General features: G+C 39.1%; 17 protein-coding genes. 11 read left to right on the top strand and 6 right to left on the bottom strand.

The genetic code is table 11. The features are described 5' to 3' along the window. The first annotated feature begins 53 nt into the window (after positions 1 to 53). The 6 genes from AA650_RS27160 (at position 54) to AA650_RS22160 (ending at position 5,641) form a co-directional block, all read left to right on the top strand. Entirely contained in the window at positions 54 to 215 is a 162-nt protein-coding gene (locus AA650_RS27160) for a four helix bundle protein (protein WP_081981518.1), read from the top strand. A 160-nt stretch (positions 216 to 375) separates the two neighbouring features. Continuing rightward, a complete protein-coding gene (locus tag AA650_RS27155; RefSeq protein ID WP_168636501.1) occupies positions 376 to 477 on the top strand; it encodes a four helix bundle protein in 102 nt (33 codons plus the stop codon). Between the two features lie 398 nt (positions 478 to 875). Further along, positions 876 to 2,195, top strand: a complete 1,320-nt coding sequence (locus AA650_RS22175) for a DNA cytosine methyltransferase (protein ID WP_053540687.1) — start codon at positions 876 to 878, stop codon at positions 2,193 to 2,195. Between the two features lie 268 nt (positions 2,196 to 2,463). Next, complete coding sequence (locus AA650_RS22170; RefSeq protein WP_053540686.1) at positions 2,464 to 3,402, top strand: serine hydrolase; 939 nt, start codon at positions 2,464 to 2,466, stop codon at positions 3,400 to 3,402. A 40-nt stretch (positions 3,403 to 3,442) separates the two neighbouring features. Further along, positions 3,443 to 4,789, top strand: coding sequence for a hormogonium tapered terminus morphoprotein TftA (gene tftA, locus AA650_RS22165; protein WP_053540685.1), 1,347 nt, complete (start codon positions 3,443 to 3,445; stop codon positions 4,787 to 4,789). Positions 4,790 to 4,981: 192 nt separating this feature from the next. Then, complete coding sequence (locus AA650_RS22160; protein ID WP_027404822.1) at positions 4,982 to 5,641, top strand: rhomboid family intramembrane serine protease; 660 nt, start codon at positions 4,982 to 4,984, stop codon at positions 5,639 to 5,641. 143 nt (positions 5,642 to 5,784) lie between these two features. Here the strand turns inward: AA650_RS22160 and AA650_RS22155 are convergent, their stop codons facing one another. Next, positions 5,785 to 6,261 carry a DUF1499 domain-containing protein gene (locus AA650_RS22155; RefSeq protein ID WP_053540684.1) on the bottom strand — a complete coding sequence of 159 codons (477 nt, stop codon included), beginning with the start codon at positions 6,259 to 6,261 and terminating at the stop codon, positions 5,785 to 5,787. Between the two features lie 132 nt (positions 6,262 to 6,393). Next, on the bottom strand, positions 6,394 to 7,902 hold the full coding sequence (locus AA650_RS22150) for a UbiD family decarboxylase (protein WP_053540683.1): 1,509 nt from the start codon (positions 7,900 to 7,902) through the stop codon (positions 6,394 to 6,396). A gap of 178 nt (positions 7,903 to 8,080) precedes the next feature. Between AA650_RS22150 and AA650_RS22145 the strand changes: the two genes are divergently transcribed. Further along, positions 8,081 to 9,448, top strand: coding sequence for a hypothetical protein (locus AA650_RS22145; protein WP_053540682.1), 1,368 nt, complete (start codon positions 8,081 to 8,083; stop codon positions 9,446 to 9,448). A 54-nt stretch (positions 9,449 to 9,502) separates the two neighbouring features. Here the strand turns inward: AA650_RS22145 and AA650_RS22140 are convergent, their stop codons facing one another. Then, positions 9,503 to 10,756, bottom strand: a complete 1,254-nt coding sequence (locus AA650_RS22140; RefSeq protein WP_053540681.1) for an FGGY-family carbohydrate kinase — start codon at positions 10,754 to 10,756, stop codon at positions 9,503 to 9,505. Positions 10,757 to 11,138: 382 nt separating this feature from the next. Between AA650_RS22140 and psaM the strand changes: the two genes are divergently transcribed. Continuing rightward, entirely contained in the window at positions 11,139 to 11,234 is a 96-nt protein-coding gene (gene psaM, locus AA650_RS22130) for a photosystem I reaction center subunit XII (protein ID WP_027404816.1), read from the top strand. A 249-nt stretch (positions 11,235 to 11,483) separates the two neighbouring features. Continuing rightward, positions 11,484 to 11,894: a hypothetical protein gene (locus AA650_RS22125; protein ID WP_053540679.1), complete on the top strand. Its 411-nt coding sequence runs from the start codon at positions 11,484 to 11,486 to the stop codon at positions 11,892 to 11,894. A 43-nt stretch (positions 11,895 to 11,937) separates the two neighbouring features. On the opposite strand, the gene AA650_RS22120 is transcribed toward AA650_RS22125, so the two are convergent. Then, a complete protein-coding gene (locus AA650_RS22120; protein ID WP_053540678.1) occupies positions 11,938 to 12,648 on the bottom strand; it encodes a tetratricopeptide repeat protein in 711 nt (236 codons plus the stop codon). A gap of 298 nt (positions 12,649 to 12,946) precedes the next feature. Between AA650_RS22120 and AA650_RS22115 the strand changes: the two genes are divergently transcribed. After that, positions 12,947 to 13,411, top strand: coding sequence for a hypothetical protein (locus AA650_RS22115; RefSeq protein WP_053540677.1), 465 nt, complete (start codon positions 12,947 to 12,949; stop codon positions 13,409 to 13,411). 13 nt (positions 13,412 to 13,424) lie between these two features. Then, positions 13,425 to 13,982: a glutathione S-transferase family protein gene (locus AA650_RS22110; protein ID WP_053540676.1), complete on the top strand. Its 558-nt coding sequence runs from the start codon at positions 13,425 to 13,427 to the stop codon at positions 13,980 to 13,982. A 196-nt stretch (positions 13,983 to 14,178) separates the two neighbouring features. Here the strand turns inward: AA650_RS22110 and AA650_RS22105 are convergent, their stop codons facing one another. Further along, positions 14,179 to 14,670 carry a YajQ family cyclic di-GMP-binding protein gene (locus AA650_RS22105; protein ID WP_053540675.1) on the bottom strand — a complete coding sequence of 164 codons (492 nt, stop codon included), beginning with the start codon at positions 14,668 to 14,670 and terminating at the stop codon, positions 14,179 to 14,181. 159 nt (positions 14,671 to 14,829) lie between these two features. Continuing rightward, positions 14,830 to 15,246 (bottom strand): MAPEG family protein, encoded by a 417-nt coding sequence (locus AA650_RS22100; protein WP_053540674.1) that lies wholly within the window; start codon positions 15,244 to 15,246, stop codon positions 14,830 to 14,832. Positions 15,247 to 15,298 lie beyond the last annotated feature (52 nt).

The raw sequence follows: 15,298 nt of genomic DNA, 5'->3' as shown, positions 1-15,298 counted from the left end.
CTTAGTATGCTAAACTGGAGGGAACAGGGAAGAGGGAACAGGGAACAGGAAGAATGTCAGATATTAATGACTTTAAAGACTTAATAATTTGGCAAAAAGGAATGGATATTGCTCAAAGATGCTATTTCCTCACTAAACTTTTTCCCAAAGATGAGTTATATGGTATGGTTCAACAAATTAGGGACTTCCAAATAAAAAAATACTCAACCACCTAACGCAAAAATCTCTCAAACCCTTATTCCTCTGTGTCCTCTGCGCCTCTGTGGTTCGTTAATCAGGATAATTTATTTCTTGGAAGTCCCTTAGAAGAAGTGCTGTATCTATTCGGTGCTAATATATCTCTTATGATATGGACGAAGATATAGAGGAGAATATATAAGATTTTTAAACATAGCTCAAGGGTCAGTTAATGAATTAGAAACTCATCTAATTTTATCGAACAGAATTCAGGAGTCACCGAGTCAGAATTCAGAATGAATTCTGTGCGAGTGGCGGATGAATAACTGGGTTTAAGACCCCCACCAAATCTACGATTTGGTGGTCTTTAATCAGTCGCAGGTTTGAATCCTCGACTGATTGATTCTGACTCCTGGCTACTGACTCGGTGACTCCTTCTTCAACTCACCGAGTAGGATTATGTTCAGAAAAAGATGTAGAAATGATTCTTAATTTATTAAAAGAAGAAAGCAGAATGATTATTAGTCTTATTAAAAAACTAGAAAATTAAAATTTTTCCCCTGTTCCCTTCTCTCAATTTCTCGGTTTAGCATAACAAGTACCGAAGAGCCAAATCGCCCAAACCCTCTTCAATCTTGCCTTTTGCCTTGTCATAACGACGATTTTCAATGCTAACCTACTTAACTCATAACTAAATAATGACCAAAAAACGACCAATTGCAGTTGATTTATTTGCAGGTGCAGGTGGCATGACTTTAGGCTTTGAACAAGCTGGTTTTGATGTCCTAGCATCTGTGGAAATAGATCCAATTCATTGTGCAATTCATCAATTTAACTTTCCCTTTTGGACTGTGTTATGCAAAAGTGTGGAAGAAACAACAGGGAAGGAAATTCGGAATAGTTCTCAAATTGCTAATCAAGAAATTGATGTAGTATTTGGTGGTCCACCTTGTCAAGGTTTCTCATTAATGGGAAAACGTTCTTTTGATGATCCAAGAAACTCTTTAGTTTTCCATTTTATTAGATTAGTTGTAGAATTACAACCCAAGTTTTTTGTATTGGAAAATGTCAAAGGAATGACAGTCGGGAAACACAAAGAATTTATTGCTGAAATCATTAGTCAATTTTCCGAAAGTGGTTATCAAGTTAATGCAAATTACCAAGTTTTAAATGCAGCTAATTATGGAGTACCCCAAAATCGAGAAAGGTTATTTTTACTAGGTGCGCGTGAAGATTTAGAATTACCTAAATATCCAGAAAAAATCACATTCCCAGCAAAATCCAATCAATCTTCCGAAACTAAGTTAGTCTTAACTCCTACAGTTTGGGAAGCATTACAAGATTTACCAGTCATAGAAAACTATCCAGAACTATATCAACAAGATTGGATATTTACAGAGTTTGCTAAACCTAGTAACTATGCTAAAAACCTGCGTAATCTTCCAACTGCAAAAAACAAATATTCCTACAAACGTCAATATGATCCTACTTTACTAACATCAAGTTTAAGAAGTAAGCATTCGACCGAATCTATGGATAGATTTGCATCCACACCACATGGTAAAATCGAATCAATCAGTCGTTTTCATAAACTTGATCCTGATGGTTTTTGTAATACCTTAAGAGCCGGAACACCTAGTAATAAAGGTGCATTTACTTCACCTCGTCCCATACATCCTTTTATCCCCAGATGTATTACTGTTAGGGAAGCTGCGCGGTTACATTCCTATCCTGACTGGTTTCGATTTCATCCGACAAAATGGCATGGTTTTAGACAAATTGGTAATTCTGTTCCCCCGCTTTTAGCACAAGCAGTCGCAGAGGAAATTATTAAATTTTTAGATATCAAATCTTCTGATAGTGCAAAAGTGACAAAAACCATACCTCAAGGTATTAAAGATTTAGGGGATATTAGTTTATTAACACTTGATATGTCAGCAGCAGCGAAATACTTTGGAGTGAACCCTGATGTTATAGAACCGAGAACCAGAAAAAATGAATTTTTAGAATTTAGGTAATACAGCAAATTGTATCAATATCACCAATTATTTATAGCCATACTCCTGACTGGGCGCAGGCCCTGCGCCCCTACCTCCTGATAGCGTAGCGTGGCGTTAGCCATACTTCTAACCCTCACAGATAACTATAAAATATTGTTAAATCAAATGCCATGATAAATTACCTGAAATTAGCCTAATCATAATTATTACCTCAGTAATTATACAGATAATGATAGGATTGAGTCCAGAACCTAAACTCCCAATACCATAAGGAAATTATTTACAAATGATTTTTTTTAATCAAGACCAACAACTAGAAAATATCGGTAATCAAATTTTAGAGGCAACTTGGGCAGAGTTTCCAACTTTAGCATCTCATCAAATTGCTTTCACTTGGGTGGTATATGATCCTCCCGCACCAGTGAATACGGGTGGTGCGCTGACTCCTAACGCTTTTTGGGAACATCCGGTGCGGGGTTTTAGCTATCGGGGGGGAGAACGGATTTATCCTGCGAGTGTGGTGAAGTTATTTTATTTGGTGGTGGTGCAAGAATGGCTAGAGAAAGGAATGAGTCATGCTTCGGGAGAGTTAGACCGGGCTTTGAAGGATATGATAGTTGATTCTAGCAACGATGCGACTAGTTTAATTGTTGATATCATCAGTGGAACTACTTCTGGTCCTCAGTTAAGTCCTGGCCCTTTTGAAACTTGGAAATATCAACGTAATATTATTAATCGTTATTACCAGTCTTTGGGGTGGGAGGAAATGAAGGCGGTTAATGTCTGTCAAAAAACTTGGGGTGATGGTCCTTATGGACGGGAAAGGGCTTTTTATGGGGAGATGTTTGAAAATCGGAATATGCTGACGACGGATGCGACTGCGAGATTATTACATAGTATCGTGGGTGGGGTGACGGTTTCTAGTGAGCGATCGCAATCTATGATGAATTTACTCAAACGCAGTATTAAGCCAGAAGAGTTAAGCCAAGATGGCGATGAGAACCAAGTTACAGGCTTCTTAGGGGGTGGATTACCTCAAAATAGTCAAATCTGGTCAAAAGCAGGTTGGACAAGTACAGTCCGTCATGATGCGGCTTATATTGAATTACCAGATCAGCGCCCTTATCTGTTGGTGGTGTTTACGGAAGGGAAAGAGCAAGCTAAGAGTCGGGAAATTTTACCTTTTGTGTCTAGAAGAATTGCAGAAGCGATCGCTAATTTATAGAATTGCAATTGCTGGGACTTAACAACGGAAATAGGTAAAAATGGGACGGATTTTTATTTCTGCGGCACATGGTGGCACAGAAGCGGGTAAAAATGACCCCGGTGCGATCGCTGGTGGCACAACGGAAGCAAAGGAAATGATTCTTTTGCGGGATTTGGTGGTGATAGAACTGCGGACTCGGAATTTAGAAGTTTTAGCTGTTCCTGACGATTTGAGCGCGGCTCAAACTATCGCCTGGATTAATTCTCGTGCTAATGCCAAAGATGTAGCCCTAGAAATTCAAGCCAACGCGGCAAATAGTCCAACGGTGCGCGGAGCAAGTGCATTTTATATTGCCAAAAACGATCAGCGCAAGCAAAATGCAGAAATGTTATTAACGGCACTTTTGCGCCGTGTCCCACAATTACCCAATCGCGGAGTCAAACCAGATACAGATAGTGGCTTGGGTAACTTGCAATTTTGTCGTCAAACAGCGATCGCCGCCATATTACTACAAGTCGGTTTCCTCAGCAGTCCCGAAGATCGGGCTTTATTACAAAGTCGTCGTCGTGATTTTGCGATCGGAATTGCCGAAGGACTAACTACTTGGAGTCAAGCAAATGATCCTCAGCAACCAACAACCGAAAATTATCCCAGCATTAACATCAATATCAATGGACAAAATTACTTAGAACAAGGACTATTAATTAATGGTAATGCTTACATCCCCATTGATTTAGTAGATCGTTTACGGATTGATATTTCAAAATTAACTAATTTACGCCGGATTACCTATCGGCAAATAGTTTATATCAAAGCCATAGAACTTCGAGAATCTCATATTTCTATTGATTGGGATAGTGCCTCACGCACAGTCAGATTACGTTCAATTTCAACAGTTTGTCCCGGACAAATTGAACAACTTATCTCCAATGGCAACACATCAGAAATACAATTACAATCATTTCTAAAAATCAATAATGAAAGTGCCATTACCCAATTTCCTGACCTTCCCAAACTATATCGAGAAGAAGCAACCATTGAAGGCATAAATCATGACATTGCTTTTTGTCAAATGTGTCTAGAAACTGGATTTTTACGTTTTGGAACTGACATCAAACCCCAACAAAATAACTTTGCCGGTTTGGGTGCAGTTGGTGGTGGTGCTGAAGGAGCATCATTTCCCAGCGCGAGAATTGGTGTTAGAGCGCATATTCAACATTTAAAAGCCTATGCCAGTTTAGAACCTTTAGTCCAGCCAGAAGTAGATCCGCGATTTCGTTTTGTTACCAGAGGTGTTGCTCAGTCAGTTAATCAATTATCAGGGCGCTGGTCTGCGGATTTAGACTACGGAATCAAAATTACAGCTATTATCAGAAGACTCTATGAATCAGCAAATCTTTTGTAATTATAGAAAAGTTTAAAAAGCGACGGTCAGTCACAGCTAACCAGACAAAACCCATCTTCATGGGTTTCAAATCTTAATTTTTCCTTAGTCCACGCAGGTGGACTTTGTTTGTGTAGTAGCGACTGACCGTCGCCGGAAACTTTTCTCTTAATCCTGTTATAGTGATATTAATGATGATTAGGAACAATATTTGTGTTTCCCCTCTACGATGAAAACCCGACCCGAATTACGCCATATTTTACCTATGGTTTAATTGGTATGAATGTTCTAGTTTTTCTCCACGAAATCAGTTTGTCAAATCTGCAACTAGAACAGTTTTTTCAATTGTATGCAGTCATACCGCAAGAATTAACCATCAACTGGAGTGGAGAGTGGACAACCTTATTTACCTCACAATTTTTGCATGGAGGTTGGTGGCACTTAATATCCAATATGATCTATCTGTGGGTATTTGGTAACAATATTGAAGACCGTTTAGGGCATTTTAAATATTTATTATTTTATTTAACCTGTGGTGCTATAGCTGCTTTATGTCAATGGTTTATTGGTATGTACTCCACTATCCCTTCATTGGGTGCAAGTGGGGCAATTTCTGGAGTTCTGGGTGCATACTTAATCTGGTTTCCTCAAGCGAGAATTACCACTTTAGTTTTTTTGGGTTTTTTCATCACCACAATTAATATCCCCGCATTAGTAATTATTGGTATTTTCTTTATACAAAATCTTATCGCTGGTTTTGCCAGTCTCCAGACAGCAGCTAAAATGAGTGTAGAAACGGGAGGAGTCGCTTATTGGGCGCACCTTGGGGGTTTTGTTGTGGGGAGTATTTTTGCCCTGGGAAATAGAGAATAGAGAATTGGTCATTGGTCATTAGTAATAAAATCTCTATTCTCATCCTGTTAATCCTAAAATCCTGGAACTTCTGATTCAGACAACATCCTCATCCTGTTAATCCTTAAATCCTGGAAATCCTGATTCAGACAAATTAAATTACATTAAATATTCAAATCCCGTAAAGCTAACCGAATTTGTTCTAAGCGTCTGCGGTTGACACCAAAATCAGAATCTCCTACACGAGATGCAGAACGGATATGAATAACTGACTTATCGCTAGGAAAATAAAACTCCACATCATCAACAAACTTGAAAATGCGACTTTTAGAAATTGCATGAATATAATTATCTGTTTGTGATACAATCGTGGTGCGGGGAACAACAGTGAGAACTTTTAGTAAAGTTTCTCTGGCTTTATCTCGTTCTATATGATAGGTAATCGGCTCAATAGCGTGTTTAGCATCAGCATTTTGACTGACAACACAATTAGGAGAAACTGGACAAGGACTAAGACTAGCTGACTCAATTCCTAAGCTTGAAGCTGAAGCAGTTGCAGGAATTATAAAACTCAGGATCAACGTTAGGAATATTGAGACAATAATCTTTTGTAGTTGAGCGATCGCTGTTAAATTCGACATAATCAGTTAATTCTTATATTTTGTGATTTTCTGTATATTATCAGCTTTCTATACATTATCATCAAATTAGGTTTTTCAGATTTTCCATCTTCAAATCACACTCCCCTCCTGATAAAGAAGGGAGTGTGGGTATTACTTCATATCGTAACCAAATAGATTAGGATCAACTTCTCCTAATTGTAAATCTGCTAAACCATATTCTTGCCAACGTCTTTCTACCATTTCCGCAACATCGGGATCTGATTTTAATGGTTCACCCCATTCATGTTCTGTTTCTGGAGGAATTTTTGTAGTGGCATCTATACCCATTCTCCCACCTAAACCAAGTTTTTCACTAGCAAAATCTAAAGTATCAAAGGGAGTATTTGGTAATATAAATACGTCTCTGGTAGGATCAACTTTGGAACTGATCGCCCAAACCACTTGACGGGGATCACGAACATTGATATCTTTATCAACAACAATCACAAATTTCGTATAGGTGAATTGTGGTAACGCACTCCAAAAGGCTAAAGCTGCTCGCCGTGCTTGTCCAGGATAGGCTTTATCTATGGAAATAATTGCGGCTTTGTAACTTAACGCTTCCATTGGCAGGAAGAAATCAACTATTTCTGATACTTGTTGCCGTAAAATAGGGGTGTAAATCCGGTTAAGTGCGATCGCCATCATGGCTTCTTCTTTTGGTGGCAACCCGCTAAATGTGGTAAGATAAATGGGATTTTTGCGGTGTGTCATACACTGAAACCGCACCAAAGGGGAATCCTCCACACCGCCATAATATCCCATGTGGTCGCCAAAGGGTCCATCCGGTAAAACTTCCCCCGGTGTAATTGTCCCTTCTAAAACAAATTCGGAATCTGCGGGAACTTCCAAATCTACAGTTTTACACCTGGCTAAGTTGACTCCCGAACCGCCATACAATCCAGCAAATAACCATTCTGATAAATCTACAGGAATGGGTGTGGCTGCTGCCATAATGATTAAAGGATCTACACCCAGAGCGATCGCTACTTCTAACTTTTTACCACGTTCTGCCGCTTTGCGTAAATGTCTCGCACCACCCCGCACCGATAGCCAATGTACAGTCATAGTATTATTAGACTGTAACTGTAAACGATATACGCCTACATTGGGGATTCCCGTCTCACAATCCTTAGTAATTACCAATCCTAGCGTAATAATCTTACCAGCATCTCCCGGATAAGGACGTATTAAAGGTAACTTATTTAAATCTAAATCATTTCCAGCAACTACCACCTGTTGACAAGGCGGAAAAAAGTCCCTTCCCGGTTTAGCTTTCACCACGTCAAACAGCACTTTACCAAAATCTATAGCTTGGGAAATCTTTTTCGGTGGTTTGGGTTGCTGAAGCATACTTAGCTTCTTTCCCAGGGTTTCCAACTCCTCTGGTTTTTCCATGTTCATCGCCCAGCATATCCTTTCCACAGTCCCCATTAAGTTAACTGCGACGGGAAAAGATGCACCTTTGACATTCTCGAATAGTAAGCCTGGACCACCTTTTTGCAGCATTCGGTTGGAAATCTCCGCAATTTCCATATCTGGATCAACCAAAGCTGAAATTCGCTTCAATTGCCCTCTTTCTTCTAGAATTTTAATGAATCCTCGTAAATCTCGCGCCATTGTTTTGTTTTAATTATGAAGAATTGTAAAGCTATTTTTATTTTAGTCTTGATTTGGATAAGTTGACTTTTTAGTACAAATATACTATATTGAGGAAAAGAGGGATTTTTCCCACGCAGAGACGCAGAGGCGCAGAGAGGGAAATCCGGTCTTTAATTGATAAAAGTTAGGGGGTTTTATGTCGAAGTTAAATCACCAAATTTCTCTGTTAGAACTTATCCAAATTTTATCTGAATATCGTCAACATATCATTTTGAATTTACATAAATTAAAGGAAAATTACCAGCGAACTCGTATTAAACGGGTGAAGGGTGTTAGAGATATTAATGGCGATTTGATCAGTCCTGAATTACAAAGTGAAGATATTTATGCTGGTGATTTTGTGCAAATGGGTGTATTTGCTATAAATCGCAATACTGCTACTATTAATATGTTAGTGAAGCGGAAAGTTAAACTGGTAAAGGCGGAAGATCATACCCCTATTATTGAGATTGCAGGGTTACTGGCTCATGATTTGCATAATTTCAATAATTATACCATTGTCAAAGATGGTAAAGTTCATATTTCGGCTTTAAATATTAAAATCAGCAACAAGAAAGTATTTGATTTATTGCAATCTAAAGGCGTAATTACTGCTGATAAGTTTGAATTTGATTGTGAATATCAAATTCAATTAGATAATTTACCATTAGTTCCTGTTAATATCAATTTTGGCAATATTGATGGGTTATTTACGCAATTAGCAGAAATTAAGGTGATTACGAGCATTCTGTCTGCTTGCTTACGTCATCAATCAGAATTATTTGTGAGTAACCAAGTAGAGGAATTAAAACAACATTATTTATCGAAAAATCTCTATCTGAATTTTCCTACCACTCAGGAATATTCAGATCCAATTGATTCTCATATTAGTCATAAAATTGAGTTTGGTAATCAGGATATTCTCAACTTGAGTAAATTATATGCTGCTAACCAGTTTTTAGGGCGAAGATATGAAGTTTACGACCAAGAAACTGGCGAGATTTTCCTGAAACCAACTTTGGAAATGGTGTTAAATCAAAATATCGCTTTTCGACAAAAAGCAATTTCTTCAAGAATGAAACTAACTAAAGTTGATGATTTGATGAAACCCATTTTCGATGACTTTCTGGGAATCAATATCAATGGAAAAGTAGGAGAAATTCTCGGCAAAGTTGGTGAGCATAATTTGGCATTATTATTATATACTCAACACGCTCATAAATCTGTCAATAGAGAAGAGTTAATTGCAGCTATGACGACAGCTTATAAAAAGTTAGTAGCTTATGTTGAGCAAATTTACCAAGAAAAGATTTCTCCTATGGTGTTTTATATTGGTTCGACAGGACTCTTACCAAATAAAATCTCAGCTACAGCGTTAACTGCTGATGAATTAGCGGCTAAATATCCCCATTTGCAATTTTCTAAAAATGAACAATCAGGAACATTTTTTGAAGTAGGAAATACTATTATTAGCATTTACCCGCAAACAGAATATTACAGTAAAAATTCATTAGCTGTTAGTTAGTTCATAAACTAAGATCCCCGACTTCTTAAAGAAGTCGGGGATCTGAATCTTCAACTAAATCTGTACTTTTCCCATTGCTAAAAGTGCTGCTCCATAAGCTGCTTCTGTATGAATTGATGAAACAACTGGTACTTTTAAATAACGTTGACGAATAGCTGTCCAAGTGGAATTAGTCGCACCACCACCAGCAGTATAAATATGGGTTAAAGAATCTGCACCTAGATTTTGTAATAGTTCATATCCTCTAGTTTCTATTCTCGCCATACTTTCTAATAAACCATGTAGAAATTCTTTATTTTGATCGGGACGCGGTTCTAGTCTGGGTAATAATTGGGGATCATTAATGGGAAAGCGATCGCCTGGTTTCAATAATGGGTAATAATCTAACTCACTGGGTTGAGTTGGATCAATTTCCGCGCTTAACCTCACTAACTCAACATTGCTGAAAAAATGCTTTAAAACAGCACCTCCTGTATTAGAAGCACCTCCAGTTAGCCACAAATCACCTAAACGATGGCTATAAATTCCATATCGCGCATCTTCAATTCTTTGACGACTTAAAAGTTTTAGCACTAAAGTTGAACCCAGCGAAGTTACCGCTTCCCCCGGAAATTTAGCTCCACTGGCTAGAAAAGCCGCAATACTATCTGTTGTGCCAGCAACCACCAAACAATCGCCTTTAAAGCCAAAATCAGCCGCAATCCTGGGAAGTAATTCACCAATAGCAGTTCCCGGTGTTAACACTTGTGGTAACTGGAGAGGAATTTCTAACTGTTCCAACCATTCTGGGTATTGCAATTTTTCTACATCATAACCTAGCTTCAAAGCGTTGTGGTAATCGCTAATACCTAACTCTCCATGCAAAAGAAACCCCAGCCAATCGGCTTGATGTAGTAAATATCTGGCTTTTGCAAAATCAGGTAATGCTTGCATCCAGAGGAGTTTCGCTAGACTAGATGTAGCACTTAACACAGTGTGATTATCTGGAGCAATCCGACTCAACTGTTCTAAAGCCGCCGCACCCCGACCATCGTTGTACAATAGCGGCGCGTCTACAGGCTCTCCAGCCCCATCAGTCAGCAAAATAGTAGAAGAAGTCCCATTAATAGCGATCGCCCCTATTTCCCCCCTTAAAGCCTCCGGAATTTGCCCTAATAGACTCCATAAAGCCTCTCGCCAACATTTTACCCAATCAATAGTCTCAACCAGCCAATAATGACGCATTTCCGACAAAACGCAACCTTCTTCATCAATTACCACACCCCGTGCGCCAGAAGTGCCAAAGTCAATACCAAGGGATAAAGTCATAAATTCAGGGGAGTTGGGGGAGTTGGGGGAGTTGGGGGAGTTGGGGGAGTTGGGGGAGTTGGGGGAGTTGGGGGAGTTGGGGGAGTTGGGGGAGTTGGGGGAGTTGGGGGAGTTGGGGGAGTTGGGGGAGTTGGGGGAGTTGGGGGAGTAGGGGAAGTTGGGGGAGTTGGGGGAGTTGGGGGAGTTGGGGGAGTTGGGGGAGTTGGGGGAGTTGGGGGAGTTGGGGGAGTTGGGGAATATTTCTTCCCAATGACAACGAACAACTGACAAATCCCCAGTTTTTGTTGCATCTTGTAACAAGATGTTTCCTAATGTTGGTAAAACAGGGAAAAGTAGTAAACGAAGTCTTGAAAATCTAGTTCAACTTAGGAGGATTTCCATCATGCCTATCTCAGATACTCAAGTTTACATTGCCTTGGTTGTAGCACTAATTCCAGGAATTCTAGCTTGGCGTTTGGCTACAGAACTATACAAATAACACCAATGTAAATCTGTTACAGGTGATCAAGCCTAGTATGCGTAAGTGTAATTTTTAAATTATTGTAGTTCTAAGCTATGGGGATTTGGAAAATTGCACCTTACCTTACTAGGTAATATTTTATTCATTTTCATACTTGTATAAATTTCCCAAAAATGAAGTAATATAGCAGCTAAATTAAGCCGCAATTAGCACCTGTTTGCTTTTGACGGTCATTACCGTAAATTATGCGAGCCTCTTGTTAGCACCATGAATGCGTTTCAACCATCTAGACCTCCTCTACAGCCCGTAGAAAACAAACGAACTGTACCAAGACCTAAACGGCACTTACGCCAACGTGCTTATCAAGTAATGGCACTGGAAACTACAGCCAAAGTAGCAGTTAATATACTTATTAGTTCAGCAGCGGTATCTGCTTTGGTACAATTATTGCCTTACCATTGGTCACAACAGGATAAGTTACGAACAGTTCGTACCGAAGTAAAAGTTATGGAAGGGCGTGTGCAAAATTTGCATACAGAATTTAGCCGCAACTTTGATCCTGGTGAAGCTAAAAGTATTATGCAACAAAAATCATTTCGCTTTGACCCTAATCAGCGTCCAGTTATATTGATGAATCAAGATCAGACTGTAATAGAACAATCTAATTCAGCACCTTGATACTCCCCCTGATAATTGTGAATTAAGTCATCTACTGCTAAAATTAGTCTTCAAAAAACAGCAACTCATTTAACCAGGTTTCGACTTGTAAACGCAAGCGATAACCAGAAACATCTTGATGATTTAAAGATGGTAGACCTGCCAATGCGCGACGATAATCGGCAACCGCACAATTCCAATCACCCCAGAGATGATAAGTCCGTCCCCGTTCCGCCCAAATATTGCCTTTAAGTTGACCAAATAGCATCGCAATTTCCAAGTTTTCAATAGCTTCAGCATAGGTTCCCAAATCGCGTAAAGTAATACTACGATTAATCCAAGCCCGAACATGATGGGGATTGAGATCCAATGCTTGTTCATAATCAGCTAATGCGTCCGTTAATTGACCACAAGCAGCGTAATAATTAGCCCGATTATTGTAAGCACTAGCTAATTTAGAATTTAGATCCAAGGCTTTGTTATAATCGGAGATGGCTTTTTGACTATCACCACTTTGAAAATAAATTAGTCCCCGGTTATTGTAATCAACAGCATTTTCGGGATGATGGTCAATCAGGTGACTTAACAGAGCGATCGCTTTGGTATAATCCCCTTGTTGTGCTAACTTCAAAGCACAAGAGCGTAAATAACGTTCTTCTAACATTGATTCATTACCATCCTGTAATCGCTCAGATTGATGACAAGAATTGTTTTGATCAGAAAGACATACTTGATTGTTTTGAATACCAGAATTTAAAAAAGAGTGCTTATTCATACGTTGCCTATTTGATTTACTTGATTTGTCAAATAAAATTACAGTCTTTGTGTCTTAATGCCTCTAGGATTGTTGAAGAACGTGGATTTTACATCCAGCAACAGATGAGCCATAAGTCTAATAATGTATACTTCATACCCAAGTTCAATTCCCGAATCAGTAAAATTCTAAAGAATTGAAGTGTAAATTTTAATGATGACAGGGAAAAAGCAAAGGAAAGAAGCAAAACACGAGAAAAAACTTTACCAGTAACAACTGACAAACCCCCTATTTCCCAATTTTAGAAGAGACATTTCTTATGACAACAACAATTTCTTATGCTGATGCAACCGACCTTAATACTGAGGACTATATTGTTCTTGGTTTAGCTACGTGCTTTTATAAAGAAGACGGGGAAGTGCATCAAATTGAAGTAATAGAACCCATTCCTTCCGCAGCTTTAGAAGCTATATGTAAACAAATTCCTACCTCTTACAGATTGATTTATGCAACAACTTTGGGATCTGTATTAGAGGGTGATAAACTACTTCTGCCAGCAGGGTTTCCAGAGTCAGCACAATTTGGAGATGAGTTTCCATTACGGTTATTTTCTGCGGCTCGTACCTATAAGCGCCGTGAAGTAGCCCAAACATTGATTTCCTTGGGAACTACTAAAACCGATTTGAATTATTCGACAGAGCGCAAACGAGTCCTAAATGCAGCTAGAGTTGTCACCAAAGACGACAACGTAAAACAACACTCTCACACTCACAAAGTTCTTTAATATCCTTATGACTATGTTGAAACTTTACGGCGGCGCTCGCAGTCGGGCTGGGATTATCCAGTGGTACTTAGAGGAACTGGAACTTCCTTATGAATTCGTACTGTTAGATATGAAAGCAGGGGAACATCTCCAGCCTGAGTTCCTCAAAATTAACCCTATGGGTAAAGTTCCCGCAATTGTTGATGGTGATTTCCAGCTTTGGGAATCAGGCGCGATTTTGCTTTATTTAGCGGAAAAATACGCTAAAACCGCTTATTCATTAGAAGAAAAAGCCATATTTACCCAGTGGGTATTATTTGCCAACTCTAGTCTAGGAACAGGTATTTTTATAGAAGCCAATCGTGAACGAGAAATGCCACGATTATTGACTCCTTTAAATGAAATTTTGACAAAACAGCCTTTCTTACTGGGTAATGATTTTACCGTTGCTGATGTGGCTGTGGGATCAATCCTCTCCTATATCCCTATTATGCTGAAATTAGATTTGAGTGACTACCCAGCAATTGTGAACTATATTCAGTCAATGTCCGAACGTCCCGCTTTTCAAAAAAGCATCGGGGGAAGTAAGTAATTTGGGGTAATTGGTAATGAGAATAATTCTTTCTCCCTGCCCCCTACCCCAGGGCAAACGCACCTAAGTTCTGTAATCCATGTCCAGCAAGGGTTTCAACTTTTATTTACAAAACTAAACAATCGTCAAAACCTTTGTCCAGTAAGCATTCTAAAAATAAGATGCGTTTGCCCTGCCCCCTACCCCCTGCTCCCTGCTACCGATAATTGGTAAATTGCAAGGCAACTGGGAAATCTTCTTGTTTAAGACGTTGAATCACCAGTTGTAAATCATCTTTTGATTTAGCTGTTACTCGGACAGCGTCACCTTGAATCGAAGATTGCACCTTTTTAATTTCGTCTCGAATCAATTTAGAAATTTGTTTGGCAATTTCTTGACTGATGCCTTTTTTGAGAGTGATTTCTTGACGGACACGGTTGCCGCTGGCAGATTCGATTTTGCCAAATTCAAAAATTTTCTGGGAAAGATTACGCTTGGCGGCTTTTTCTCGCAGGATAGTATGGACAGACTCTAAGGTAAAGTCGCTGTCAGTGCCAATGGTGATTTTTTCCTCACCTAATTCAATTGTGGTTTGAGTATCTTTAAGATCGTAACGGCTTTTAACGTCTCTTGTGACTTGATCAATAGTATTAACTAATTCTTGTCTATCAAAGTCGCTGACGATATCAAAAGAAAAAGAAGCAGCCATAAATAAAATTGGTAATTGGTAATTGGAAAGAGGCAAGAGGCAAGAGGCAAGAGGCAAGAGGCAAGAGGCAAGAGGCAAGAGGCAAGAGGCAAGAGGCAAGAGGCAAGAGGCAAGAGGCAAGATTAAAAATAAATATTCCCCTTATTCCCTTTTGCTTAATTATTTAATTTGCATGAGACTGAGGTAAAACAAAGTTCCTGAACTAAAAGAAGCAATACCAAACATGAGCGATCGCAACAGGGGTATATTCGTAATATAGAAAATAGAGTATAGCAATCGAGCAATATTAAAAGCGATCGCTGCGGTTACTGCTTCAATTGAACTCACCCCAGTAACATACGCCATTAACGCTGCTGCGGCAAAAACCATAAACCCTTCAAAGGAGTTTTTGTGGGCCCATGTTGCCCGTTGGGCATAGGGTGGCAACTTATCAAACATGGCGCGAGGAGCAGAAAGATCATATCCTATCTGCACTCTAGCAAAAGCTACTAATAAATAGGGTACATAAATGAGAATAGCCGCGACGACAATAGAGTATAAAAAAATAGCAGGTACTGGTAACAGAGATAGGGACATTCAACTAATTTAATAAGGTACTTGGCGTGGTCTTGATCATTTTTATCAATGG

This window comes from Anabaena sp. WA102 (assembly GCF_001277295.1).
Classification (GTDB): domain Bacteria; phylum Cyanobacteriota; class Cyanobacteriia; order Cyanobacteriales; family Nostocaceae; genus Dolichospermum; species Dolichospermum heterosporum.
This window is presented reverse-complemented; position numbering and strand designations above follow the sequence as displayed.

What these genes read in the sequence shown, in the direction of transcription:
- AA650_RS27160 (WP_081981518.1), top strand. Translation starts at nt 54, where the DNA reads ATGTCAGATATTAATGACTTTAAAGACTTAATAATTTGGCAAAAAGGA.
- AA650_RS22175 (WP_053540687.1), top strand. Translation starts at nt 876, where the DNA reads ATGACCAAAAAACGACCAATTGCAGTTGATTTATTTGCAGGTGCAGGT.
- AA650_RS22170 (WP_053540686.1), top strand. Translation starts at nt 2,464, where the DNA reads ATGATTTTTTTTAATCAAGACCAACAACTAGAAAATATCGGTAATCAA.
- tftA (WP_053540685.1), top strand. Translation starts at nt 3,443, where the DNA reads ATGGGACGGATTTTTATTTCTGCGGCACATGGTGGCACAGAAGCGGGT.
- AA650_RS22155 (WP_053540684.1), bottom strand. Translation starts at nt 6,261, where the DNA reads ATGTCGAATTTAACAGCGATCGCTCAACTACAAAAGATTATTGTCTCA.
- AA650_RS22150 (WP_053540683.1), bottom strand. Translation starts at nt 7,902, where the DNA reads ATGGCGCGAGATTTACGAGGATTCATTAAAATTCTAGAAGAAAGAGGG.
- AA650_RS22145 (WP_053540682.1), top strand. Translation starts at nt 8,081, where the DNA reads ATGTCGAAGTTAAATCACCAAATTTCTCTGTTAGAACTTATCCAAATT.
- AA650_RS22140 (WP_053540681.1), bottom strand. Translation starts at nt 10,756, where the DNA reads ATGACTTTATCCCTTGGTATTGACTTTGGCACTTCTGGCGCACGGGGT.
- psaM (WP_027404816.1), top strand. Translation starts at nt 11,139, where the DNA reads ATGCCTATCTCAGATACTCAAGTTTACATTGCCTTGGTTGTAGCACTA.
- AA650_RS22125 (WP_053540679.1), top strand. Translation starts at nt 11,484, where the DNA reads ATGAATGCGTTTCAACCATCTAGACCTCCTCTACAGCCCGTAGAAAAC.
- AA650_RS22120 (WP_053540678.1), bottom strand. Translation starts at nt 12,648, where the DNA reads ATGAATAAGCACTCTTTTTTAAATTCTGGTATTCAAAACAATCAAGTA.
- AA650_RS22115 (WP_053540677.1), top strand. Translation starts at nt 12,947, where the DNA reads ATGACAACAACAATTTCTTATGCTGATGCAACCGACCTTAATACTGAG.
- AA650_RS22110 (WP_053540676.1), top strand. Translation starts at nt 13,425, where the DNA reads ATGTTGAAACTTTACGGCGGCGCTCGCAGTCGGGCTGGGATTATCCAG.
- AA650_RS22105 (WP_053540675.1), bottom strand. Translation starts at nt 14,670, where the DNA reads ATGGCTGCTTCTTTTTCTTTTGATATCGTCAGCGACTTTGATAGACAA.
- AA650_RS22100 (WP_053540674.1), bottom strand. Translation starts at nt 15,246, where the DNA reads ATGTCCCTATCTCTGTTACCAGTACCTGCTATTTTTTTATACTCTATT.